This window comes from Streptomyces sp. MMBL 11-1 (assembly GCF_028622875.1).
Classification (GTDB): Bacteria; Actinomycetota; Actinomycetes; order Streptomycetales; family Streptomycetaceae; genus Streptomyces.
Genome location: NZ_CP117709.1, coordinates 2,624,838 through 2,649,209 on the forward strand (window position 1 = coordinate 2,624,838; position 24,372 = coordinate 2,649,209).

The 24,372-nt window shown below is 68.1% G+C and carries 15 protein-coding genes, 1 tRNA gene and 3 pseudogenes; 11 read left to right on the forward strand and 8 right to left on the reverse strand.

The genetic code is table 11. The features are described 5' to 3' along the window. The first annotated feature begins 476 nt into the window (after positions 1–476). The 7 genes and pseudogenes from PSQ21_RS11235 to PSQ21_RS11265 all read left to right on the forward strand — a co-directional run. Positions 477–830, forward strand: a complete 354-nt coding sequence (locus PSQ21_RS11235) for a hypothetical protein (RefSeq protein ID WP_274030339.1) — start codon at positions 477–479, stop codon at positions 828–830. A gap of 115 nt (positions 831–945) precedes the next feature. Continuing rightward, the gene (locus tag PSQ21_RS11240; RefSeq protein WP_274030340.1) at positions 946–5,718 is read left to right on the forward strand and encodes a DEAD/DEAH box helicase; all 4,773 of its coding nucleotides are present in this window, start codon (positions 946–948) and stop codon (positions 5,716–5,718) included. After that, positions 5,715–7,628 (forward strand): UvrD-helicase domain-containing protein, encoded by a 1,914-nt coding sequence (locus tag PSQ21_RS11245; protein ID WP_274030341.1) that lies wholly within the window; start codon positions 5,715–5,717, stop codon positions 7,626–7,628. The genes PSQ21_RS11240 and PSQ21_RS11245 overlap by 4 nt, the downstream gene beginning before the upstream one ends. Further along, a complete protein-coding gene (locus tag PSQ21_RS11250; RefSeq protein ID WP_274030342.1) occupies positions 7,625–10,882 on the forward strand; it encodes a helicase-related protein in 3,258 nt (1,085 codons plus the stop codon). Before PSQ21_RS11245 ends, PSQ21_RS11250 begins: the two co-directional genes overlap by 4 nt. Continuing rightward, a complete protein-coding gene (gene drmB, locus PSQ21_RS11255; RefSeq protein WP_274030343.1) occupies positions 10,879–12,723 on the forward strand; it encodes a DUF1998 domain-containing protein in 1,845 nt (614 codons plus the stop codon). Before PSQ21_RS11250 ends, drmB begins: the two co-directional genes overlap by 4 nt. Positions 12,724–12,995: 272 nt before the next feature. Then, positions 12,996–13,061, forward strand: a pseudogene (locus PSQ21_RS11260) (hypothetical protein); the annotation flags it as partial. A 64-nt stretch (positions 13,062–13,125) separates the two neighbouring features. Beyond that, positions 13,126–13,290, forward strand: a pseudogene (locus tag PSQ21_RS11265) (DUF397 domain-containing protein); the annotation flags it as partial. A 59-nt stretch (positions 13,291–13,349) separates the two neighbouring features. Here the strand turns inward: PSQ21_RS11265 and PSQ21_RS11270 are convergent. The 5 genes from PSQ21_RS11270 to PSQ21_RS11290 all read right to left on the reverse strand — a co-directional run bounded on the left by PSQ21_RS11270 (position 13,350) and on the right by PSQ21_RS11290 (position 18,212). Then, on the reverse strand, positions 13,350–14,198 hold the full coding sequence (locus PSQ21_RS11270) for a helix-turn-helix domain-containing protein (RefSeq protein ID WP_274030344.1): 849 nt from the start codon (positions 14,196–14,198) through the stop codon (positions 13,350–13,352). A 24-nt stretch (positions 14,199–14,222) separates the two neighbouring features. Next, the gene (locus PSQ21_RS11275) at positions 14,223–14,975 is read right to left on the reverse strand and encodes a DUF6879 family protein (protein ID WP_274030345.1); all 753 of its coding nucleotides are present in this window, start codon (positions 14,973–14,975) and stop codon (positions 14,223–14,225) included. 444 nt (positions 14,976–15,419) lie between these two features. Further along, positions 15,420–15,926, reverse strand: coding sequence for a hypothetical protein (locus tag PSQ21_RS11280; RefSeq protein WP_274030346.1), 507 nt, complete (start codon positions 15,924–15,926; stop codon positions 15,420–15,422). After that, on the reverse strand, positions 15,919–17,748 hold the full coding sequence (locus tag PSQ21_RS11285; protein WP_274030348.1) for an alpha/beta hydrolase: 1,830 nt from the start codon (positions 17,746–17,748) through the stop codon (positions 15,919–15,921). The genes PSQ21_RS11280 and PSQ21_RS11285 overlap by 8 nt, the downstream gene beginning before the upstream one ends. Before the next feature lie 8 nt (positions 17,749–17,756). After that, complete coding sequence (locus tag PSQ21_RS11290) at positions 17,757–18,212, reverse strand: hypothetical protein (protein WP_274030349.1); 456 nt, start codon at positions 18,210–18,212, stop codon at positions 17,757–17,759. 346 nt (positions 18,213–18,558) lie between these two features. Between PSQ21_RS11290 and PSQ21_RS11295 the strand changes: the two genes are divergently transcribed. Next, positions 18,559–19,428: an endonuclease/exonuclease/phosphatase family protein gene (locus tag PSQ21_RS11295; protein WP_397989817.1), complete on the forward strand. Its 870-nt coding sequence runs from the start codon at positions 18,559–18,561 to the stop codon at positions 19,426–19,428. A gap of 242 nt (positions 19,429–19,670) precedes the next feature. Here PSQ21_RS11295 and PSQ21_RS11300 read toward each other — a convergent pair. Then, a pseudogene (locus tag PSQ21_RS11300) lies at positions 19,671–20,048 on the reverse strand (hypothetical protein); the annotation flags it as partial. A 74-nt stretch (positions 20,049–20,122) separates the two neighbouring features. Between PSQ21_RS11300 and PSQ21_RS11305 the strand changes: the two are divergent. Further along, positions 20,123–20,196: transfer RNA gene (locus tag PSQ21_RS11305), tRNA-Ile, on the forward strand. A 62-nt stretch (positions 20,197–20,258) separates the two neighbouring features. Here PSQ21_RS11305 and PSQ21_RS11310 read toward each other — a convergent pair. Beyond that, entirely contained in the window at positions 20,259–21,275 is a 1,017-nt protein-coding gene (locus PSQ21_RS11310; protein ID WP_274030352.1) for a phosphotransferase, read from the reverse strand. Between the two features lie 252 nt (positions 21,276–21,527). Between PSQ21_RS11310 and PSQ21_RS11315 the strand changes: the two genes are divergently transcribed. Further along, positions 21,528–22,037 carry an Ig-like domain-containing protein gene (locus tag PSQ21_RS11315; protein WP_274030353.1) on the forward strand — a complete coding sequence of 170 codons (510 nt, stop codon included), beginning with the start codon at positions 21,528–21,530 and terminating at the stop codon, positions 22,035–22,037. Between the two features lie 109 nt (positions 22,038–22,146). Further along, a complete protein-coding gene (locus PSQ21_RS11320; RefSeq protein WP_274030354.1) occupies positions 22,147–23,646 on the forward strand; it encodes a hypothetical protein in 1,500 nt (499 codons plus the stop codon). A 96-nt stretch (positions 23,647–23,742) separates the two neighbouring features. Here the strand turns inward: PSQ21_RS11320 and PSQ21_RS11325 are convergent, their stop codons facing one another. After that, positions 23,743–24,351: a hypothetical protein gene (locus PSQ21_RS11325; RefSeq protein ID WP_274030355.1), complete on the reverse strand. Its 609-nt coding sequence runs from the start codon at positions 24,349–24,351 to the stop codon at positions 23,743–23,745. Positions 24,352–24,372 lie beyond the last annotated feature (21 nt).

The window sequence follows — 24,372 nt, forward strand, 5'->3', positions numbered from 1 at the left end:
CCGGGAATGCATCGAAGGGCGGAAATCCAGCCGAAATCACCCCTCCCATCCCTTTACTTCCGGGGCGCCCGAAATGCGCATCCCCGCAAGCGTCCTGAAGAGGGGGGGTTGCTCGCCACAAAGCCTTGCGGCCAAGCGTTTCAATCAGGTAGCTTCAGGGCGGGGACGCCTCACCCGTGCGACCACCCCTTCCTTTCCCGGGACCTTTCCCGTATGCCATAAAGCGCTTCAAGGGCCGCTAAGGAACTCCCGCCCGGGAATCACCAAACTCCTTGCCCCGGCCGGAAAAATACGCTTGGCTTCTGGAACGTTTATCGCTCACGTTCTTTTCGCCTACTCCGCCGTCGACTTCTCCGCTACCGAAGAAACCTTTCCCCTGGCGATCGCGCCCGTCACCCCGGTGCTCCCGCCCTTCTGCACGTGCGCCATTTTCCGTCCCGCCCGGTACACATCAACAGAGCCCAGGGGGCACCGCCATGAACATGGACCCGCCCGATCCGGACGACGGCACGTTCGGACTCGTCGAACAGTACGACTCCATCGAAGACCCGTCCCTGCGGTCCGAGTTCCTCGATGCCGTCGGTACGACGCGTTCGCACATCAACGCTCTTCGGCTCCGGCGTGACAAGGCGGCAGCCCGCAATGCCTCCGCCCCGGAAACACTTGGGGCACCGGAGGACAAGAAGCCGCGGCACCGCGTTCCGCGTCAGCCGCTCCGCAACCGTGACATGTCCAGCCGCCCGCCGAAGTACCCGGGCTCCGTCCGGAACAAGCGTCGCCGCGACCGTGCGCGCCCGGAATTCGTCGTCATCATCTTCAAGCTCGACTGACCCGGCACATCGTCGGGCCCGGAACTCCTATCGTGGAGTCGGGGCCGGCCGCATCCCCCGCTGCCGCCGCCCCCGGCTCCACCCGCGCTCAGCTCACGGCCAGGATTGGAAGACTTTGAACCACCCCTATGTGACGGACAGTTCCGGCGAAACCTCCGTCATCCGGACGATCATCGATCAGTCGGCGCGCGTGCTGGCGGCGTATCGGATCGATCCGGGGCTGATTCTTGAGCATGCCAACGGTGAGCGACGAATCACTCAAGGCGGTTACGGGGACCGCCAATTGTTCGAGCTCGTACAGAACGCCGCGGACGAGATCGCGCACTCGCCGGGCGGGAAGGTGCACGTCGTTCTCACGGCTGCGCATCTGTACTGCGCGAACGAGGGCAAGGAGGTCACGGCGGAAGGCGCCGAGACCATTCTCCGCATGAGCGTGTCGAAGAAGCGTGGAGGTCAGATCGGCCGCTTCGGCGTCGGAGTGAAATCGGTCCTCGCCGTCACCGACACACCTCAGTTCTTCAGCACATCAGGGGCATTCGGATTCGACCGGGCCTGGTCGCGCGAGGAAATCCGTCAGGCCGGCGGGGACGCGGTGGACACCGACTTCGAGGCCCCCGTCCTGCGCATGGCCCGCCCCTTGGACGCCGCGAAGGAGCGCTCCGCCGATCCGGTCCTCGACGAGCTGCTCGACTGGGCCACGACGGTTGTGCGTCTTCCCCTCCTGCCCGGAGCCGCCGATCGACTCGGGCACGATATCCACGCGGTCGCCGGCAGTCACGAGGCGCAGCGCGAGTTCCCGGCGCGTTTCCAGTTGTTCTCCCACCACGTGGGCACCGTGGTTCTGGAGGACCGCCGGCCCATGCCGCAGATCCGGCGGGAGATCACCGTCGAGCACGAGGGCGTCGTACGCACGGTCCACGAGGCTCGTACGGGCAAGCCGGAGTCCCACGCCACCTGGAAGGTGTTCACCCACGCCCACCGGCCCACCGAACGGGCGCGGGCCGGCGCGGGCGAGATGCACGACCGGGTGACGATCGACATCTCGTGGGCCGTACCCGAGTACACCGGTGACACCATCCTCACCATTCCCAGGGGGCGGGGGGAGTTCTGGTCGTTCTTCCCGACCAAGTACCCGATGACCTTGGCAGGCATCCTGAACGGAGCCTGGAAGACGAACGAGGACAGGCAGAACCTCCTCGACTCCAGTCCGTTCAACGAGGAGATCATCCAGGTCGCCGCGAAGCTGGTCGTCGAATCACTGCCGCAGCTTGCCCCGGCCGAGGACCCCGGCGCCTATCTCCCCCTGCTGCCCGGTCGGACCAGGGAGTCGGAAACCCTCAACTGGGCCGACAGGTATCTGACGGAGCAGATCTGGAAGCTGACCGCCGAGCTCCCTTCCCTTCCCGACCAGGACGGCGTTCTACGGGCTCCCCGCGAGTTGCGCGTCCATCCCGCGCCGGTTGGCAAGACACCGCTCAAGCTCGACTGGCTCCGGATGTGGAACGCCTACCCCGGGCGTCCGAAGGACTGGGCCCATCCCTCCGTGGAGGCCGCCGAGTTCCGTGCCGGAAAAGTGGGGCACGTTCTGGAGCAGACGAGGCAGGGGCGGGCAACCGTTCGGGAATGGTTGGAGGCCCTGGTCTCCGACGGTACGGCCGAGGCCTCCGCCGTCGCGATCCGCATCTTCGCCGCGATGGTCCGCGAGGGGTCACCCTTCGCGGACCAGGCCCGGGCGGCCCGCATCGTGTTGACCGAGGAGAGCGGGTTGGTGCCCGCCGTGGTGGGCAAGGTCTTCCGCAGGGCCGTCCAGGACGGGCTGCGGGACGGTACGACCTACGTGGACCCCGCTCTGTCCGAGGACGAGTCACTCATCCAGGACCTCAACACCATCGGTATTCGGGAGGCCGATTCCCGAGGACGCTTCATCGGAGTTCTGGAGCAGGGCTTCACCGGCTACGGTCCGCAGGACTGGGCACGGTTCTGGGAGCTGTTCCACAGCGCGGGCGGCAGCCAGGTGAGCGGCGAGGTGATCGCCCGCGTGCCCGACCCGATGTCGACGCTGTCGGTCCGCACCGTGGACGGGCGCTTCCACCGCATGCGGGACTGCCTCCTGCCCGGACCCGTTGTGCCCTCCGACGGGAGTCGGGACCGGTCCGTCGCGGTGGACCTGGCCTTCCACTCCGACGACCGGATGGTCTTCCACGAGTTCGGTCTGCGTGCGGCGCCGACCGCCGGTCACCGTCCATCTGCGGACGAGGCGTGGTACGGCGAGTACTCGACGGCGATCTACGACAGCTACTGCCGCACCCTGAGCAGCAACGCGGCACGTCCGAGCCCCACCAGGCTCAAGCTGGAGGGCTCCCCCGTCGGCGGGCCGTTGCACCTCCTGGAGCTCCTGTCGGACGAAGGGCGAGCAGCCTTCGTGAAGGCGTTGCCCGACGGAAGCGTCATCGACACCTGGACCATGCAGTTCGGCACCCAGGTGTCCACACGCAAGCCCGTCTACTCCCCGCTGCGTTGGATGCTGGTACGACACGGCCGGGTCCCCACCTCGCAGGGCGTCGTCCCGCTCTCCGACGCCGTGGGTCCTCAGCTGCACGCGTACGCCGACGTCCTGCCCGTCGCGGACATCAGCACCGAGAAGGCCCGCAAGCTTCACCTGCCCACGCTGGTGGAGGACGTGCCGCCGAAGCAATGGTCCCGCCTGCTCGAACAGCTCGGCTCCAGCGACGACGACACTTTCGTCGGGCGTACGTACGTGATGCTGACCCGGCTGGGGGTCGACTTTCCCGAGGGCGAGCTCACGCGTTGCCGGATCGGCTCGGAGTGGTCCGCGCGGGAGGACGACGAGATCGCCGTCGCGGCCTCCGAGGCGGAGTACCGCACGCTGCGTGCGGAGCAGATTCCGGCGCTGTCGGCAGGCAGTGAGGAGGACGCCGCCCTGCTCGTCAGGACGTGGGGCATGCTCCGATACAGCGATGTCGTCAGCAAGGAGACGCGGCATGTGGGTATCGGCGAGCCCACGCCTCTGCACGATGAGTTCCCCACGCTCCGCCAGCGGATGGGAAATGCCGTCAACAACTACCGGCTGCAGCCCTGTTCCGAGCTGGAGGAAGTGACCCGTACCCCCCAGGGCACCCGTCCGACGCCCCTCAGAAGCGCACTCCGGGGCAACACCGTGCTCGTCCTCGAACCCGCGGACCGGCTCGCTGCCCTCGTGGCGGTCGACCGTGAGCTGCGCTGGGGGCTGAAGGAAGCGGGATGCCGGGCGGTCCTCGAGGCCCAGGAGCGGCAGGAGGCCGACCAGCAGCTCCAGGCGGCCCTGCGCCGGGTCCGGGAGGCGGAAAGCGTCGAGGAGAAGCTGGAACTGCTCATCGGCGAAGCCGCGCTACGTGCGGGTCTGCCGCCCGGCCTTCTGGACAGCGAGCGCGCGGAGCTGGGGGACGTCGAGCCGTCGGCCCGCCGAATCGCGCGGATGGCGTACAACGCCCACGGGGACGGCGTTCTGCGGATGCACGCACGTGATCTGTTGGCCGCCTATCCGAGTCATGCTCCGTCCGGCTTCACCGGATCCTCGCCCGCGGTGAAGTTCGTCTCCGACTTCGGCTTCCCCGACTCCTTCGCCGGCACCAGGACTCCATCGCTGCCGCCGAGGATCGAGATTCCCGGTCCCACCGAGTTTCCGCGTCTGCACGACTACCAGGAGCGTCTCGCGGCGAAGGTCTTCGCGATGCTCGACCGGTTCGCCCCGCAGCGCGGGATGCTGTCGCTGCCCACCGGCGCGGGCAAGACCCGGGTGGCGGCGGAGGCCGTGATCCGCTGGGTCAAGTCCGTGGGAGAGCTGGACGGTCCCATCCTCTGGATCGCGCAGACCGAGGAGCTCTGCGAGCAGGCCGTCCAGAGTTGGGGCTTCGTCTGGTCGAAGGTCGGCGCCGAAAGTCCGCTCACCATCAGCAGGCTGTGGACCACCAACGAAGCGGGTTCGGTGAACGATCGCCCGCACCTCGTGGTCGCGACGGACGCGAAGCTGCGGAACTGTCTCGACACCGAGGGATACGCCTGGCTCCGGCAGGCGAGTCTGGTCATCGTCGACGAGGCGCATGTCGCCATCTCGCCCCAGTACACGAAGATCCTCGAGCAACTCGGACTGACCGCGAGGGACACGGGTCGCCATCTGCTGGGGCTCACCGCGACCCCGTTCCGCAACACGAACGACGCGGAGACCCGACGCCTGGTCCAACGCTTCGGGGGCCAGCGCCTCGACGAAGGCGTCTTCACGACCGGTGACGTCTACGGGGAACTGCAGGAACTCGGCATGCTGGCCAAGGTCGACCACCGGGAACTTCTCGGCGGCACCATCGAGCTGACCCTCGACGAGAGGGAGCGGGCCGACCAGATGAGCCTGCTGTCGAAGGCCGCCGAGCAGCGTCTCGCCGACGACCACGACCGAAACAAGCGCATTCTGGAAGAGATCGGCGAGATGCCCGCCGACTGGCCCGTCCTGGTGTTCGCCACGTCCGTGGCGCATGCCAAGTTCCTCGCCGCGAAGCTCAAGGACCGGGGCATCACCGCCGCTTCGGTGGACTCGGCCACCTCGGCGGGCGAGCGCAGGAAGAGTATCGACGACTTCCGTCGCGGTCGCGTGCGTGTCCTCACGAACTACGGTGTTCTGACACAGGGATTCGATGCTCCGGCCACCCGGGCGGTGGTCGTCGCCCGCCCCACCTACAGTCCGAACGTCTACCAGCAGATGATCGGTCGCGGTCTGCGCGGTCCCGGCAACGGGGGCAAGGAGACCTGCCTGATCCTCAACGTCCGCGACAACATCACCAACTACGGCAAGGCGCTCGCCTTCACGCAGTTCGAGCACCTGTGGAGGGCCAAGTGACCGACGTCTACCACGACAGCCCGCCCTTGACCGAGGAACAGCGGGCCGTGATCGAGCAGCCCTGGGACGCCCGGTTGCTGGTCACCGCCGGCGCGGGCGCGGGCAAGACACACACGCTGGTCCGCCGGCTCGACGCCCTGATGGGGCACGAGGACGACGCGCTGGAGGCGGGCGAGATCCTGGTGCTCAGCTTCTCGCGCGCGGCGGTCCGCGAGCTGCGCGAGCGCATCGCGCTGCACGCCCGGGAGGCACGCCGGGTCCGGGTGCAGACATTCGACTCCTGGGCGTACTCGGTGCTGCGCGCGGAGCAACCCGATCGGGATTGGGGTGGCCTGCGCTTCGACGAGCGGATCAGGGAGACGACCGAGGCCGTTCTCCGGGGCGCGGTCGAGGAGAGCGAACAGGGCGCCCCCGCCCACGTGGTGATCGACGAGGTCCAGGACCTGGTCGGGGACCGCCGGGACATGGTCGAGACGCTGCTGGACCGTTTCCAGGAGAACTGCGGGTTCACGGTGGTGGGGGACGGCGCCCAGGCCATCTTCGGTTTCCAGGTCTCCGACCAGGACGCCCGTGCCGCGGAGACCAACTACTTCTTCGACTGGTTGCGGGCCTCCTACCCGGACGATCTGGTCGAACTGCACCTCACCACCAACTTCCGGGCGCGGACCGAGGAGGCACGCACGGCGCTCGCCCTCGGCGATGTGCTCAAGAGGCTGCCGTCGGAACCCGCCGAATCCGACGCGGCGGGCGAGAAGTTCCACCGGCAGCTGACCGATCTCCTGCGGTCGTGCCCCGATCTCAGCCCTCTGGAGGCGGAGTCGACCGTCGAGTCGCTCCGCGGCTACCCGGGCACCTGCGCCATTCTCTGCAGGGACAACCGCCAGGCTCTGGTGCTGTCCGAGAAGCTGTTCGACCTCGGTGTGCCGCACCGGGTCCAGCGTGCGTTGCAGGACCGCCCCGTCCCGGCCTGGGTCAGTTCCGTCCTGCGGAGCACCGGTTCCACCACGTTGACCGAGGAACGCTTCCTGGAACTGCTCGACGCCGGCCCGACCGCTCCCGTCGGCGACCGCGCGCGGATCTGGCGCTCCCTGCGGGGCGCCGCCCGTGCCCCCAGGGGGCTGCTGGATGTCTCGGCGCTACGACGCCTGGTGGCGGAGGGGCGTTTCCCCGACGATCTGGCGGCCGTGGAACCCTCGGGCCTGGTGGTGTCGACCGTGCACCGCGCCAAGGGACTCGAGTTCGATCGGGTGATCGTGGTCGAACCGGCCACCACCGCGGAGCTGCGCAAGCAGCACAGTCACGTCGACCCGGCGGCCGAGGCTCGTTCGCTGTACGTCGCGATGACCCGCGCCCGGGACGACCTGTTCCGCGTCGCGGCACCGGACACGGCACTCGTGCGCCGGGACCGGGTGACCGACCGGTGGTACATCGGCGGGTGGAAACCGTACATCCGCGACGGCATCGTCGCCGGCGGGCAGGACGTGTGTCGGGAGCATCCGCCCGGCACGGACGGCTTCGTCGAAGACGCGACAGCGGTGCAGGACTACCTGGCGTCGTCGGTCTCGCCGGGTGACGTGCTGACGCTCCGCCCTCAGCACGAGATGGCCATGGCCGCCGACCAGAGCCCTCCGTACACCGTCTTCCACGGGGATCGCGCGATCTCCGTCGTCTCGGAGCGGTTCCGCAAGGACCTCCACACCTCCCTGAAGATCAACAGGACGTGGGAGATCAACTGGCCGGTGGAGATCACCGGCTTCCGGGTGGACTGCTTGGAGAGCGTCGCGGGCAGCACCGCGTCCGGCGTCCGGGCGGGGCTGGGCGACCACGGCATCTGGACAGTGCCCCGCATGTCAGGACTCGGGCGCTACAGGCGCGCCTCAAGGAACACGCAGGAAGGCATCGTCGGATGACGGACGGGACCAGCACGCACGCCGCTCACTACGCGCTCCGGGAAGGTCTCGTCGAGCAGCTCCGCAGGGACCTGCTCGGCCCGGTCTCCGCCGACGAGGTCCTGACCCAGGATCCGCCGATCACCACCTACCCGATAGGGGTGTTGTTCCCGAGGGCCTCCGATCCTGAGTCCGGGCGGGCCCTCCGGGAGGACGCGGCCGAGAACGACGGACTCGACGACACTCCGCTCGTGCGGAGGGGGCGCGACATCGAGGACCCGCTGCCCGAACTCGGCACGGCCCATGTGGGCGACCGACGCCCCTCGTCCATGGGGTTGACGTTCGCCGTGGACCCGACGATCTCTCCCCGGCTTGTCGTGCACACGGACGTCGCGGCCTACGATCCGGTCGACGCCGAGGGGCGTCCGGTGGCCGCCGAGCGGGCCGAGGCCCGAACGGTGTCCGAGCAGAAGGAGCGGTGGCGTCGGCGCGAGCTGGCCGTGCGCCCCGTGACCGTCGATGTGACTGTGCCCTGTCGCTACCGACTGGACGACATTCGTCAGGGCAGAACACCGAACGAAACGATCGACGGCCCGGCGTTGGACGTCGTCGTCCGGCCGATGGCCCCGGGGAGCGGCACGGTCACCGTGACGATCACGCTGATCAACACGCATCGCGTGGGCAAGTACGCCCTCCAGGACGCGTTCTGCCTCTACCAGCCGCGTCTGACCGTGACCACCGAGTTCGGCACGCCCGGCCTGGTGGACCGTCCGTCCGAGCGTACGGTGATCGATCCGGAGGTCGCCACGAGCCGACTGCTGCACCGGCACGCGCCGACCTTCGCCATCGGCCACGGCTGCTCGGCGGACTGGCAATGGACCCCACCCCCGATCGGTGACCCGAACGTCGGACGCGCGGCGATCTCCACCGTACGCACCGAGTTCGTCCCGGCGCACGATGTACTCCTCACCGACTCCAATCCCGACATCGACGACTCGGCCCTCACCATGGAGGGCCTGGCGACACGCCCCGAGAACGAGGTCCTGGCCGCGCTCGACGATCTGATGGCCGGGTACGCGCAGTGGATCGACCGCAAGGAGGCAGAGGCGGAGACCTTCCGGGGCACCCCGCACGAGGCCCCGGCACGGAAGCAGATCGAGCACTGCCGAGCGGCTCTCGCCCGCATACGTCGAGGCATCACGGTCCTCGGTACGAACAGCGAAGCGATGCGGGCGTTCCGTCTCGCCAACCGTGCCATGTCCCAGCAGCGGGGCCGCAGCGAGTGGGTGAAGAACGGCCGGGTGGGCGAACCGGACACGTCCGCGAGTCGGTGGCGCCCCTTCCAGATCTCCTTCGTGCTTCTCTGCCTCGAAGGAATCGTGGACCCGAAGCACGACGACCGCCACATCGCCGACCTCCTCTGGTTCCCCACGGGTGGTGGCAAGACCGAGGCCTACCTGGGCCTGATCGCCTTCACGACCTTCCTGCGCCGCATGCGGCACAAGGAACGGGGCGGGGGCGTGACCGTGCTGATGCGCTACACCCTGCGACTGCTCACCCTGCAGCAGTTCGAGCGTGCCGCATCCCTGATCTGCGCCATGGAGCGCATTCGTCTCGGTGACGAACGGACACTGGGGACGGAACCCATCTCCATCGGCATGTGGGTGGGCCAGTCCGCCACACCGAACAAGTTGTCGGTCGCCGAGGAGAGTCTGGTGGAGCTCCGGAAGGAGAAGGAGCTCCAGGAGAAGAACCCGGTCCAACTGCACGCGTGCCCCTGGTGCGGCACACGCGTCGACGCGTTCCAGTACGAGGTCGACGAAGGGGCGAAGCGGATGCACGTCCGCTGCCCCGACACGTGGTGCGACTTCCGCGACGGGCTGCCGGTCCACCTGATCGACGAGGCCGTCTACGACGCACGCCCGACGCTGGTGATCGCGACCGTCGACAAGTTTGCCGCCATGCCGTGGCGTGAACAGACCGCAGCGCTGTTCAACCGTGACCGTGAGGACGGCACACCTCCTCCGGAGCTGATCGTCCAGGACGAGCTGCATCTCATCTCGGGGCCGCTCGGAACGCTCACCGGGCTGTACGAAACGGCGGTGGACCTCCTCGCGAACGAACCGAAGGTCATCGCGTCGACCGCGACGATCCGTCGAGCCTCCGAGCAGGGCAACAGTCTGTTCGCCCGTGAGGTCGCCCAGTTCCCTCCGGCGGGCATCGACGCCAGGGACTCGTGGTTCGCCGTGGAGACCCCCAAGGAACGCAAGGCGAGCAGGCAGTACGTCGGCCTGCTGACGCCGAGCACGAGCCAGTCCACCCTGCTCATCCGTACGTACGCCAACCTGCTCCACCGGGCTGCGCAGGGCAAGGACGACGAACAGGTCCGGGACGCCTACTGGACACTCGTCGGATACTTCAACAGCCTCAGGCTGTTGGCCGCGGCCGAGCTGCAGGTCCACGACGACGTCGAAGCGCACCTCGGCTACCTGGCAGACCGTGACGGCGGCGTGCGGCGCAGGATTCTGGAACAGACCGAGTTGACGAGCCGCGCCAACTCCAGCGAGGTGCCGAAGCGCCTGAAGCAGGTGGAGCAGCGGCTGGGGCACCCCGATGCCGTGGACGTTCTTCTCGCCACGAACATGATCTCGGTCGGCGTCGACGTGGACCGACTCGGCCTGATGGCCGTCATGGGCCAGCCGCAGACCACGGCCGAGTACATTCAGGCAACCAGTCGCGTGGGCCGCCGCCGCCCCGGCCTGGTGGCCGTGATGCTCAACGCGAACCGATCGAGGGACCGTTCGCACTACGAGAGCTTCCAGCACTTCCACTCGGCGCTGTACCGCGAGGTGGAATCGACCAGCGTGACGCCGTTCTCCTCCCGCTCCCGCGAGCGGGGACTGCACGCCGTCGTCGTCGCGCTCGCCAGGATCATGATCCCCGAGGCCCGTCCGAACGACGGTGCGGGACGGATCGACGAGTTCCGCGGGGAGCTGGACCGGCTCGTACGGTCCACGCTGCTGGCGCGGGTCGAGAAGGTCGACAAGGAGGAGTACGAGGCAACGGCGGACGCGTACGACGAGTTCGTCGATTGGTGGTCGGATCTGGCGGCGTCCCGGGGCGGCCTGCTCTACGAGCCGAAGCGGGGCAAACGGACAGCCTCGCTGCTGTGCGCGTTCGACGACGAAGACCCCGACGAGAACGCCTGGCAGACGCTCTGGAGTCTGCGCGATGTCGATGCCGAGTCCGGTCTGTTCATGGAGGCAACCCGATGACCCCGCCCCCCGCCCGACGCCGCCGGACCGGAGCTCCGGAACGGAGCTATCCCCGTCGCGGTTCCGTCCGTCGCGCCCAGATGATCACGACCTACGGCGTCGGGTCGATGGTCGCTGTGGACAACGAATCGTTCATAGTGGCGGGAACCGACTCCTGGAACATCAGCGACGCACCCACCATCCACGAGCACCGCTTGGCCCGGGTCCTCGGCGTGAAATCGTTCCGCCTCCCGCCGGCCTCGGACGACACGAGCAAGGACGGCGTGCATGTCCGCCGGTTCCCCCTGTGGCATTCCTGCCCGCAGTGCCAAGCCCTCCAGCACGTACGACAGTTCAACTCCCCTCCGGGGAAGAACGAATGCGGTGACTGCGAGGAGGATCTCGTACCCTCACGTTTCGTCATGGCCTGCGCGAAGGGCCACATCGACGACTTCCCGTACTGGAAGTGGGTGCACCGCAAGAACCGGCAGGAGGGCGAGACGGGCCTCTGCGGCGGAGCGATGCGGCTGCGCACAAGCGGAAAGACCGCCTCCCTCCGGTCGGTCCTGATCTCCTGCACCTGCGGAGTGCCCGAGGTGTCGATGGAAGGCGCGTTCAGCGGAACGGCCCTGTCGGACCTGAAGGTGTTCTGCAGCGGCAAGCGGCCCTGGTTGAAGGACGCTCCGACCGATCACTGCTCGGAGAGGCCACGCACGCTGCAGCGCGGTTCGTCCGTCGCCTGGCAGCCGATCGTGCGGACGGCGTTGTCGATCCCACCGTGGAGCGACGAGCACTTCACCCGGCTCGAAGACCACATGGATGATCTGCGCGAGATGTACGAGGCGGGCGACGAGCACGGCATCCGCGGCTTTCTCAAGGCCCTCACGCGGAAGAAACCGTACGAGTTCTCGGCCGAAAGGGTCATCGCCCTGCTCGAAGCGGAGAATCAGGAGGACGCGGACGCCGACGGCGACGCCTCCGTGGACAGTGCCTTCATCGCGTTGCGGAAGCAGGAATACGAACGGCTGATCGCGGGGCAGCCGGAGAAGGGAACCGGTCACGAGGACCGGTTCGTCTGCGAGCCGCCTCGCTCCTCTCCGACCGCCCTGGCCCCGTACGGGGTCACGGGTCCGATGCTGGTGAAGCGGCTGCGGGAAGTACGTGCGCTGAAGGCCTTCTCCCGGGTCGACACCCCGGACACCCGCGCGGACGTCCAGGAGGCGGCCCTGTCCCTGAAGGAACTCGACTGGTTGCCCGCGATGGAGGTCCAGGGCGAGGGCGTCTTCCTCCGGCTCGACGAAGAACGACTGGACGCCTGGGCCCGGAGCGTCGCCGTGGCGGCGCGTGCCGATCGCATCCGGACCAACCACACTCGCATGACGCGCGAACGCGCGCAGGATCCGGACTCCGTGCCCGACTCGCCGGCCTCCCCCCGCATGATTCTTCTCCACACGCTGGCGCACGCTCTGATCAACGAGTGGAGCCTGGACGGCGGCTACCCGGCAGCCTCCCTGCGGGAACGGCTGTACGCGAGTGACGCCATGGCCGGAATCCTCATCTGCACCGCGACGAGCGACTCCGCGGGCAGCCTGGGGGGCCTGGTCGCGCAGGGCGAGCCCGAGCGTCTGCGCGGTACCTTGGACTCGGCGCTGGACAGGGCGCGTTGGTGTTCCGCAGACCCTCTCTGCGTCGAGTCGGAGGGAAGCGGTGTCGGGGGGATCAACATGGCGGCCTGCCATGCCTGCGTGCTGCTGCCGGAGACGAGTTGCGAGCACAACAACGGTCTGCTCGACCGTGCTCTTCTCGTCGGCACGCCGGAGGATCCGTCGATCGGATTCTTCAGTGACCTGCTGCGTTCCTGAGCCCACGGTCACACGGCTTCGGGTAGCTCCGCCTCGAAGTTCACCTGTGCGCGATCAAGGGCCCTTACGGATCACAGCCGTGGGCCCGAAGCCAGTGGCGGGGGGGCGGCGATCACGTCAATGGCGGCCCCCTACGCCGAAGCCGTGCACTGTGCGTCCGAAACACGGCGCGCGGACGAGGAGATCCGGCACATGGTGAGTATCCGCATGAAGCGGCGGAACTGCTCGAACGGTCCGCGCCTCCCCGGCTCTGGGCAGTGGTCGACGAAGCGGTGATCCGCCGCGCCGTGGGTAGCCGCCACACCATGCGCGCGCAGTTGCACCACCTTCTCGAACAGGCCCGACGCCCCCACGTCACCGTGCAGATCCTGCCCTACGAGGTCGCGTATGTGGGGAGTTCTGATGGTTCACGGCCTCGGTCAGTGGTTCAAGTTCACTTACGGCGGGGGCAGCGGCACGGAGTGCGTGGAGGTCGCCGACCTGTCCGCAACCGTGGGAGTACGCGACTCGAAGAGGCCTGCCGGCCCCCGCGTATCCGTCTCCCGCGCGGCCTGGGCCCCGTTCGTCGCCGGCATGAGGATGCGGAGGCTGTGGTCCGGCGAAAGGTCGCGCCCGTCCGCGCATCCCTATGCGACAACTGCCTGTCGAGCCCGGACGATGACGTGTTGCGCCTCGGTGCCGAACACGGCGGAGTCATTCGGGGATTCCCAGACCCGCCGGTACAGGGCGACCGTATCGGCGCCGTCCAGCCAGAGCTCCGCGTGCCAGTCTTCTGTGATCACCAACTGCTCACCGACGATCCAGAATGCGTTGGCAGGAGGAAGACGCAGAGTGGCGTTCATCGGGACGATCCCCAGCCGGACGGTGTCCATGCCGACGACGCCCAACAGGCGGTCCATCTGCCCCGCCATGACCTCCGGGGGGCTTACCTGAGCCCGTAGCGCGCCCTCCCACATCAGGAGGTTCAGACGCCTTCCGGGCTGGTACAGCCATCTCTGCCGGTCCATGCGGGCCCGTACCGCGTCCTCGGTGTCGCGAGGTGAGTTCTGGAGCGTCGCATAGCGCTCGAACACGTGCCGCGCGTAATCCGGGGTCTGCAGGAGACCGTTGACGGCGAAGGAATCCCACACGTGCAGGACGCGGGCCGCCGCCGTCACCTCGTTCCACGTCTCCTGTACCGGGCGGTGTCCCGACGACAGCTGCCGCCGCCAGGACCGGATGTGCGACTCGAAGCCCTTCAACCGTCCGAGCAGCTCGTCGTACGCCCCGGGGTGCCCGGTGGCGTCGGCCCATGCCCGGAGGTCTTCCGCAGTGGGTGTCTGGCGCCCGTTCTCCAGCTTGCTGACCTTGCTCTGCGCCCAGCCGAGGGAGGCACTCAGGGCGGTACCGGTGAGAGGACCGTGCGGGCACTCCGTTCGGAGAGTCCGGAGTCGTCGGCCCAAATCCTCACGAGCCTTCTGAAAATCAGTGCTCACCGGTAAGCGTCTGTTCCTTCGCTTTTACTGGCCGCCGCTCAGTCGCGCCGCGAACTCTTCGTAGGGCACCGCGTGGTGCCATGCCGCATCACGGATGACGGAGTACCGGACGACTTCGGCCGGCTCAGTGATCAACTCGACGTCCAGGAGGTGGTCATCGTCGTCGAAGCGGAGCTTCGCGGCAAGCCGGCTGTCGAAGAGCCAGAAATCCTCGTCCTCGAGTTGGAGACGGTCGGCATCAGCTCGCCACAGGTTCCGGATGTCTTCCCCCAGACCGCTGTTCCGCTTCGCGTTGTTCAAGAGGTAGAGCTGCCCCGTGGTTGGCGGCTGATCAACGATCCGCACCCGTTCGACACGTTTGCCCTGCGCGGTCTGGGAACGGATCAGCTCGCAGTACGGATCCTCCACGGACCAGTCGACGCTGCCGGTCTCGACGAATTGCCGGTAGGTGTCCGTGGCTTCGTCACTGGCGAAGCGCCGCCGGGTCTCCAACCTCCAGGCCGAGTGGCTGAACGTACGAAACAGGCCTTCGAACTCGTCCAGGCCGACGATCCGAGCCTGACGGGTCGCGACCTTCGGCGTCCAGTCGACCAGCAGCTCACGCGGCACGACCACCGCCACCTCGCCTTCGGACAAGTGCTGCAATTGGGCGATGTCGCCGGTATCCGTCAACGGCGGTCCGTGAACCACGACCTCACCGCTCTCCACGTCCTCATGAACAGAGGGGCATCCCGTACCACCACTACCTGTGCCGTTGAACCGTAACCGCCGTGCCATCACGCGCCGCCTTCCGCTTCGGAGGTGATCCGTCCGCTGCTCCAAGGCTGTCCGCTGCTCCACATGAATGTCGAGGGATGACGGCTTCGCTCACGAGAATATTCGCGAATAGCGGCCGTGGCCGTCGAACCGGTGGGCCGACCATGGGCGGTATGACCGAGCCCACCAGGTACAGCACCACTCCCGTACAGCTTTCACCGCTCCCGGAGGCCGATCCAGCGCCTGTTAACGGCTGTCCGGGACGGGCCTTCATCGCCTCGCCGCTGCCGCCCCTCATGACCGGGCGTTGGCTCATACGGCAGAACCAGACAGCTCTGGACCGCACCTGGACCCGGGCGGTCAGCGCCGTCACCTGGCTGAAGAATGGCCATCCTCGGGCTCAACTGGCCTGTACCGAACCACCATCAGGGGAGCTAGATTCGCCCTGCCCACCCCAACCGAGCGTCAGGACGTGGATCCTGACTCGGGGCGGAAGCAGGTTGATTGAACGGTGACCTCAAGTTGGGCCGGATCATCGCTCGGCCCGCCATGAAGACGAGCATCGACGGAGAATTTCCCATCGGTCGAGTCGGCGATGATTTGCGGACTCTTTCCCCGACTATCGTCCGGGCCGTCCTTTACAATTTTCCACCCCTTCTCCGGCAGCTGGCTTCGCAGCCTATCCATTGCTCCTTCCAGATCCTTGACAGGAGGCCCGTATACGCCCCAGGGGTGGTGCGCCCGATACGTTCCTCCCTCGCAGGGAGAGATCATGGCGCCCGCCTCGGTCATCTTCGCCTTCAGCGAAAGGATCTCCAGGATCGAGCTCGATACCTTCTCGACCTCGTCCTGCACCTCAGAACTGACACGCACCGGAGCGTCGTCGCTGTTATCGTTCATCCCAGAACACCCCAAAATAAGCGAGCAGAAGATGATTACGCAGGCTGCGGCCTTGCGCGCCTTGCTAGTCATGCTGAACTCGTTCATATTTTCCCGCAATCACGGCCGCCTGGTTTCTGAGGCTGGTCGATTCAGGATCCCAGAACCCACCATGATCGGGCGAGTCACTCTTCATGATGTTTCCGCCGAACCGTTCGTCCGTGGGGATCGTCAGATTGTCGCCGAGTCCGACCAAGCGGCCTCCCTGACGGACGACCTGGTCATCCGAGGACCCTCCCATGGCCCATACGTGCTGGGCGCCGACTCCCAGATCCGCCGCATGGTCGGCCTGCATGCCGGGGCTGCCGACAGCGATCACATCATCCGCGATGCGCGGGGTCGGTCCGAACTCCCCGGGCGGCCCGATGTCGGACTGGGCGGCAACACCCACAACAGTGGTTCCATAGCTGTGCCCGATGAGTGTCGTGTGGCCCGGGTTTCCGATGTTCATTTCATGCGCGGCCCGGTTTCCTTCCATGAAGCTGCGCAGCGTCGGGCCAGCATCTTCCGCGTACGACCCGCGAGTGGCTTCGCCTACAACCTTGTCGGGAGCGTCGTAGTCGAGCCAGGTGATAGTGGAAAAGCTCTTGTCCGGAGCCATCCTTCCGCTTTCCGCCCACAGTCTCTCACTTCTACCCAAGTCGCCCAACGCGGCACCCTCAGCGATTTTCTCAATGTTGGCTTTGGTTCCCGGCACATATACGGCCGTATGGTCTGCGGTGTCGGGATTCCCGTTCGCCAGAATGATCTTCCCGTCAGAGTGACCCACAGGGTCGTAGCCAAGCAGGTACGCCTCGGGGAGGCCTCGCACGCCGGTCCGGTCGAAGCGGTCCTGGATCTGGTCCATCCCCTTGAGGTAGCCCTCCAGCTCCTTCTTCCTGTCGCTGTATCTGTCGTCCCACGCCATGTACTCGTCGGAGTACACCCTGACCGGGCCTCTGGCGGTGGTGATGTACGTGTACTTCGTCGGCGGGGCCGGGATCGCCTTCAGGGCCTGTTCATACTCGCCGCGCTTCTCCGCGAAAACCATGCGGTTCGCCTCGTCACGAGTCACGGCGGGCAGCCCGTCCAGCGCTCCGACCGAAGCCGCGTTCAGGGCAAGGTGGGCCGCCTGCTCGTCCGCGCTGAGCCCCTTCCACCAGGCCGCGTTGTCCTTCGGGCTGCCGTCCTTCGGGGGCTCCGGCAGGGAGTCGGTATAGGCCTTGCCCGCTTCGCGGACGCCGCTCGTGTCCGACTGTGCGTCCGCCCAGTCCCGGTGGGAGACCGTCAAGTCGTCGTCAGCCTTCAGTGCGCGCAGCTTCGGCGCCCACTTCGTGTCCGCTTCCGTGGCCTCTTCCAGGGCGTCGGCGATCCGGTTCGCGTAGGCCATCGCCCTGCCGTAATACGGGTTCGGGTGGATGTTGATCGCCTGGCGCTCCAGTGCGTCGGACGTCGGGCTGCCCCCCGCGCTCCCGGTCACCGTGCCGCCGTCCGCCGTCTTCTCGTCGCCGGGCTTGCTGCCCGCCGGGTAGGAGACGGAGCCGTTCGCGTTTACCGTGCAGCCGCCGGCCCGGGCGTCCTCCATGGCCGCTTCCAGCTTGCGCTTGGCCACCGCGATGTCGAAGGCGAAGCCATTCAGCGCGGTGCTCACCAGGCCGCACTCGGTCTGCGTGTAGTGGAAGTTCTTCGAAAGGCTCTTGAGCTCCTCGACCGCTGCCTTCGCCGCGTCGCCCTCCAGCTGGTTGCGGAGTTCCACACTGATGCGGTTGTCGATCGCGTCCTTGGCCTCGGAGGCCATGTCACCGGTCGTCCGATATCCGTCCGCTGCCTCTTCGTACTCCGACGGCTTGAAAGCTCTGAGTGTCGCAAGGTCCATGACCGGACTCACTTCTCCTTGGCCTGGCCGCCGACGGCCTCGGTGTCCCCGTATTTCACCTTGAGCTTCTTCAGCTCTGCCTCGGCCTCCTCGTCGGACTTCGACAGATCGTGGCCCGCTGCCCGCAGAAGCCCGCCCAGCGCTTCACAGCGGCCGCTCACATCGCTCACGTACTTCTTCCAGGAGTCGTAGAGCTCCTTCTGTGCCGCCGCGCTCTGCGAACCGGTGGTGTCCCCCAGCCCCGTCTGGCCGGCGGCCAGCTTCGTCAGCGCCTTGCCGACGTCACCCTTGAGGCCGGTGACTCCCTCGCCTGCCCTCACCCACGTTTTCCTGTTCGACTTCAGATCGCCCGAAGTCGCGCCGCCCGTGCTTCCGCCCTCCGACGGGGCCTGGTTCAGCTGCATCTGCGCCGCCCCATTCACCGCGACGTCAGCTTTGATCTGCTCCCATTCGTCCCACGCCACCGTAGAAAATCTCCCCGTGTCCCGATATCCCCGTTCCCCGTGGTCCCGTGCTGTTCCCGGGCGCCTCGGGTTGAGCCGACATGATCTCCGGCTTCCATGGGCCGAATCAAATGCGGCCCTGATCTCCTGGTCCCTGGTGCGCGGCCCCTGTTCCAGATCGTGATCGGGGGCCGGAACCCTGTTCGCCCGGTCACTCGTCCTGTAAACGGGACCAAGCGGATGGGAAGACATGGTGGAGCAGGCAGGCCCTGGTACGGAGTCGGCGGCGGGGCGGGTAGTTCCCGGTGCGGGCGGCGGGCGGCGGGGGTGGGTGGTCGCCGGGCTTGCCGTGGTGCTGGCCGGGGTGATGGCGTTCCACCGAGGGGTGCCCAACGCGGTCGGGCGGGTCGGGAGTCTGCTGGAGTCCTTTCTGCCGTGGGCCGGCGTGATCGTCGTTCTGTTGCTGGTGCTCGCGCTGGTGCGGCGGTCCGCCGTCGCGCTGGTGGCGGTGCTGCTGCCCGTCGGGGCCTGGGTGCATCTGTTCGGCGGGCTGCTCCTGCCCGGCACGGAAGGCGGCGGGCGGGAGCTCGTCGTCGTGCAGCACAACGTCAGCGACGAGAACCGTGATCCGGCGGCGACCGCCCGGGCGCTGATCGAGGCCGGGGGCGATCTCGTCGCGCTGGAGGAGCTGGTGGTTCCGCAGCTGTCCGTGTACGAGAAGGCTCTCGCCGCCGACTATCCGCATCACGTCGTCCGGGGCACCGTCGGGCTCTGGTCCAAGTACCCGCTCAGCGGGGAGCGGGTCGTCGACATCAAGCCGCCGAGCATCGCTGAGGGGTGGAGCCGTGGCGTCCGTGCCGTCGTCGATTCGCCGTACGGGGACATCGCGGCGTACGTCGCCCATCTGCCCTCCGTCCGGGTGGGCGCGGGCGGGCTCGCGTCCGAACGGAGGGACGAGAGCGCCGAGTTGCTGGGGCGTGCCATCGCCGCCGAGAGCGTCGATACGGTGATTCTGCTCGGGGATCTCAACGGGACCGTGGAGGACCGGGGGCTGGAGCCTCTCACCTCACGCCTGAACGTGGCCGAGCGCGGCTTCGCCTTCAGCTTCCCGGCCTCCCTCCCGCTGGCCCGGATCGATCAGGTCCTGGCCCGCTCCGCCACCGTCGACCACATCCGCACCCTGCCTGCCACCGGCAGCGACCATCTGCCCGTCGCCGCCCGCGTCGTCCTAGGGTGAGTGCGCGGCCCGGAGCGCGTCCGCCTTCCGTACCACCTCGACGCGTTGCTTCCAGGTCAGGTCCCCGGGGACGTCATAGGGGCCGCTCTGTGTCCGCCCCTGTGCGCGCACGGAACGTGATGTCGACGTCGCCGTATCGTACGTTTTCGGCCTGCTTCGACGTCCGCGAGAAGTGCGCCCCCGCTCACCACCCGGTTCGCGACCGGACCACCGCTGGGCGCTGTTGAAGCAGTCGACGCCTCCTACAGATCCGTGAGCCAGGCATGCCCCGGGTGCACGCGGGCGAGCAGCTCCGCCAGGGTGGCGCGCTGTGCCCGGGTCAGGTGCGGGACGGTGACGTCGAAGTCCCTCTGATCCTTGGAGCGGGCGTGCTTGGCCTTGAACAGGAGTACGAGTTCGGGCGCCAGATACGGGATGCCGCCCTGGGTGTGGTGGACGATCTCGCGGTACGGGAGCCGGATCCCCTCGTCCCGTCGGCAGATCCAGGTGTCGCCGTCATGCGGTTCCCGGAACACGTCGAGCAGGTAGTTGCCGGTGGCCGGATCGCGGAGCCATGTCTGGTGGACGGCGGCCAGTGTCTCGGGCGGGGCGTCCTCCCAGATCCGGCCACGTGCTTCCGCATGTCCGCATCTCGTCATTCCGCGTCTGCCGCACAGCCCTTGGGGCAGGACTCTTGTACGATCGCGCACGGGACGGGGCTCGTAGCGCAGCGGTTGTCGCGCCTTCACCTCATGTGGGAGGACGCCGGTTCGAATCCGGCCGGCCCCGTCTCGCCTCAACCTACGCCGACAGGAACCGCGCGCCGGGATGCTGTTGCCGGATCGCCGCCTTCACCCTTCGCGCTCGGTCGACCGCCCCTTCTCCACCAGCGCGGTCACCGCGTCGACCAGGCCCTCCCACGTCTGCCGCGTGTCGGCCGTGTCCGGGTGCCGGGTGCCGAAGGTGTCGAGCGCGGCAGCCATGTCGTCGAGTGCCCAACGGAGTTCGTAGTAGGCGAGCAGCTCCGGGTCCGGGTGGTGGCCGGTGAGTTCGGCGTAGCGGGACAGGTCCTGCGGGGCGGCGGTGGCGAGCCAGAGGTCGCGCTCCGGCGGTGCGAGGGCGACGGTGTCCCAGTCGACCAGGAGGGTACGGCCTCCGGGGTCCAGGACGTTGCCGGGGTGGGGTTCGCCGTGGGTGACCACGGTGGTGGCGGTCGACGCGTCGGACATGAGCTGCGCCGTGGCGCTGTCAAAGCGCTCCAACATCGGCCCCATGGACGCTGAGTTGGCGGTCAGCAGGGCTTGGCAGCGCTGCGCGTACGGCCCCGCGTCCGCGCGAAGGCTCCGCGGATCGGCCAGCGCCGCTCCGATCGCCGCGCGACCCGGCAGCGCCGGGTCATGGGGCGGGGTCGTCAACGGGGCGCGTGTGGTGTGCAGTTGGGCCAGCCGCTCCACCAGCTTGCCTCGCGCCCCGGGGTCCAGCGTCTGGCCGAAGTGGCCGGTGGGCGCTTCCACGTACGGGAAGACGCTCACGGCGTAACGGTCGGTGAGCCGGAGCAGCGTCTCGCCGTCACCGGTGCGCAGTGGTGCCACCAACACCGGCTCATCAAGGGCTGTTTCGAGGATCGCGGCCGTGTCCATGGCGCGGCTCAGGCCCGTCCACGCCTCGGTCGCGTCTCGCCCGCAGTGCGGCTTGTGCGCGAGGTCGGCGACCGTGACGAAGGTCCGCCGGCCTTCCGCGTCGGCCGCGATCCAGTGGTGGTCGCCGAACCCGACCGGGGCGTGGGTGAGCACGGCGGGTTCGATGCCCCAGGCCCCGAGGGCGGCGGCCAGGGCGGTTGCGTCGATGTCGGCCGGACGGTCCTTCATACGGGACACCGTAGTGGCCTTCCGGGAAGGGGCGGGGTGGTCGGCTCCACCCGCCGCCGCCACGCTCGCCCGTCATCCCCTCGGCTCCTGCCCCTCGGCTTCCCCGCGCACCCACCCCCACCCCTCCCTCCATGCTTTGTACACGCTCTCATCACAATTGCGCGTCGCTTCCGACATGCCCCTGATGTACGCCCGGCCGCGCTGCGAATATCGGCTGCTCCACAGCACAGCGTTCGGCGTTGGGGGCACCACATGCAGACGAGGAAGCAGGCACGGCGGCCGAGGCGCGGGGCCCTCCGGACACGGGTATCGGCCGGGGCGGGCGCGCTCGCGCTGGTCCTGACAGGGTGCGGGGACGAGGGCGCCGCGTCGACCGGGGCGTCGCCCTCCGTGAAGCGGGCGCTGGCCCTCATGGACGACAAGCGGAGCGTGGACGCGGGCAGCAGCCTGGACGTGGACGTCCTGGACAACGACTCCGTCATCCTGGAGAGCGGGGCCGGGGCCGCGCTGCTCGACGCCTACTACGCGACCGATCTGGCCCTGAGCATCGACACCGCGCCCCGGCACGGGACCGCCGTGGTGTCCGGCGCCTCGGTCACGTACACCCCCACCGACGGGTACGCCGGTGAGGACACGTTCACGTACCAGGTTCTCGTGAAGGGCACCAAGGTTCCCGCCGCCACCGCCGTCGTCCGCTTCACGGTCACCGCGCCCGAGCCCGGACCGGGCCCGTCAACGGACCCTGCCTCGGAGGGAACGTAACGGCCGCGTTTCCTTCCGCGACAGGGCACCGACTCTGCCCTCGGGGCCCTTGCCCGGCCGGACGGATCCCCGTAAGTGTGGCTGGCGAGCTCCCTCGAGAAGGAGATTCATGCACTCCCCACATCCTCATGATCTTCCGCAGAACCAGCCGGTGGCGCGGCGGCGCACCTCTCAGCCGTCCGGTGCCAGGCCGCCCGTGGGGGCGCCCGGCGCGGCCCCGGCCAGGCTTCTCTCCCAGCAGTCCGGGGCGGGGAACGCCGCCGCCGTCGAGATGCTCCGCAGGGCGGGGCACGGACGCGCAGGGGGTGCGGAGGAGCATCAGCACGCTCAGGACTGCGGGCATCGGACGTCCGAGCAGCCTGTCGTGCAGCGTTACGCGTCCGGCGGCGCATTCACCGGTCTGGTGAGCGCACCCTCGGAGGGGCAGGAGGGCGCGTGGGACAAGGTCGACCACTTCACGACGCAGGGGTCCGAGGGGGTGCTGCGACCGGGCGAGTCGCCGGGGAAGCTGATCAAGCACCAGATCGACCACATGGACGTCCAGGCGCATCACCCCGGAGATGTCTCTCTGCTGATCTCGGACGACGGCACGCTCGCCGTCCACGACACCGACCGTGAACCCAAGGAGTTCTACGCGTCCCCCGAGGTGTTCCAGCAGTCGGTCGCGGAACTGGAGGAACGCCAGAGCGCCTACACCCTCATCCAGGCCGGGGGTGGAATCCGGACCCCGAACGGGGAGTTGAAACGGATCAAGCCCGTGGTCAGCGGCGACGAGCAGCAGGCCAGCGCGTCGGGGTTCGCCGACCTGATCAAGGTGCAGTGCATCGACGTGGCGCGCAAGGTGATCGGCAAGCACGCGATGGAGATCGTGCTTCAGGATGGCTCGCTCCCCATGCCCTGGAGCGAAAGCAACGGCGCTGAGATCGCCGGACGCGCGGCGGACTCGGTGCGCGAGAAGACCGGGGTCGAGTCCGGCGCCTCTGTGGCCGAGCGGTACGGATCCGGACTGCGTGAGCATCCCGACCACGCCGACGAGGCCGCACGGGAGTTGGGCATCAACAACCACGCCCGGCCGGAGGTGGGCGAAGCCTTCGCGACCCTGTCGATCGGCAGCGACGCGAAGATCGACTACGCGACGGCCGCAGAGGGTGAGACCTCCACCGACCGGAGTGCCGTGGACGTCTGGAACTACCACTTCGCCGGAGTCGTGGCCCGCAGCACCGACCGCCAGGACTGGGTGACACTGGAGAACTACACACGGAACCAGCAGGCACAGAAGGCGCTGCACGACCTGGAGAGCAAGCTGCTCTCCGAGTACGCGGAGAAGACCCGGGGATGGTTCTCCAACCCTGAGGGCAAGAAGCCCAAGGGCATGTTCGAGAGCGACCGGATCACGACGATGATCCAGGAACTCGCGAAGGTCACTCGCACGAAGGCCCAGCAGGAGTACCAGGCCCTGGGCATGGATGAGAAGGCCTGGAAGACCAAGTGGTTCTTCCGGATGTACGGATCGGGCGAGGGCCAGCGCTTCCACGAGCAGCAGTACAACTCCGGTCAGGGCGACTTCGTCAACCCCCTGACCATCCGGACGCGGGCGACACCTTCCTAGACGCGTGTGGTCAAGCTCCCGCCTGCCCGGCGGCGCCCTGCTCGCGCCCGTACGCACGGTTCACGCGGCTGAACCGTGCCGGGGCGCCGGCCGGGATCAGCGGTAGTCGTCGGGGTGGTCCTGCATCCAGGTGTTGATGCCGTCACGGGTGCCGACGATCTCGGAGAAGTGCTTCTCCAGGTGTGCCTCGGACCGGTCGTCGCCCAGCTTGTCGAAAAGGACCTTCATGTCGGCGAGCGGCTGCTTGAAGTGGCCCGGGCCCTTGGCGTCCGCCCGCATCGACTCGTCCAGCTCGGTGAGCTCCCGGGTGACCCGGCCGAGGAAGTAGGCGCAGTCGCCCGCGCCCGGGGTGCAGGTGTCGCCGAGCGTCGCCTGGAGCGTCGCGAAGGCGTCGCGGACCAGGGCGGGGCCAGGTGAGGGGACAGCCGTGGGCTCCGCCTCGCCGGCCTCCCGTTCGGCCCGGTCCGCGTTCTCCGCGTTCTCCGCCTTCTCCGCGCTTCGGGCCAGGTCCGCCGCGGGGTCCGCCGACACGCTCGGGACATCCGCACCGGGGCCGCCGCCGCTCGACGCCTGCGTGCAGGACACCAGCGCCGCCGCCACCGCCGCGGCAAGGACCCCCGTAAGCAGCCCTGTTCGGACAGGACGGCGAGCGCCGGCGCGGGCATCCGTACCGGTGGTCGTGCGGGCAGCGTTACGGAACAGCATGAGTCCCCCCTCGTGCGAAGG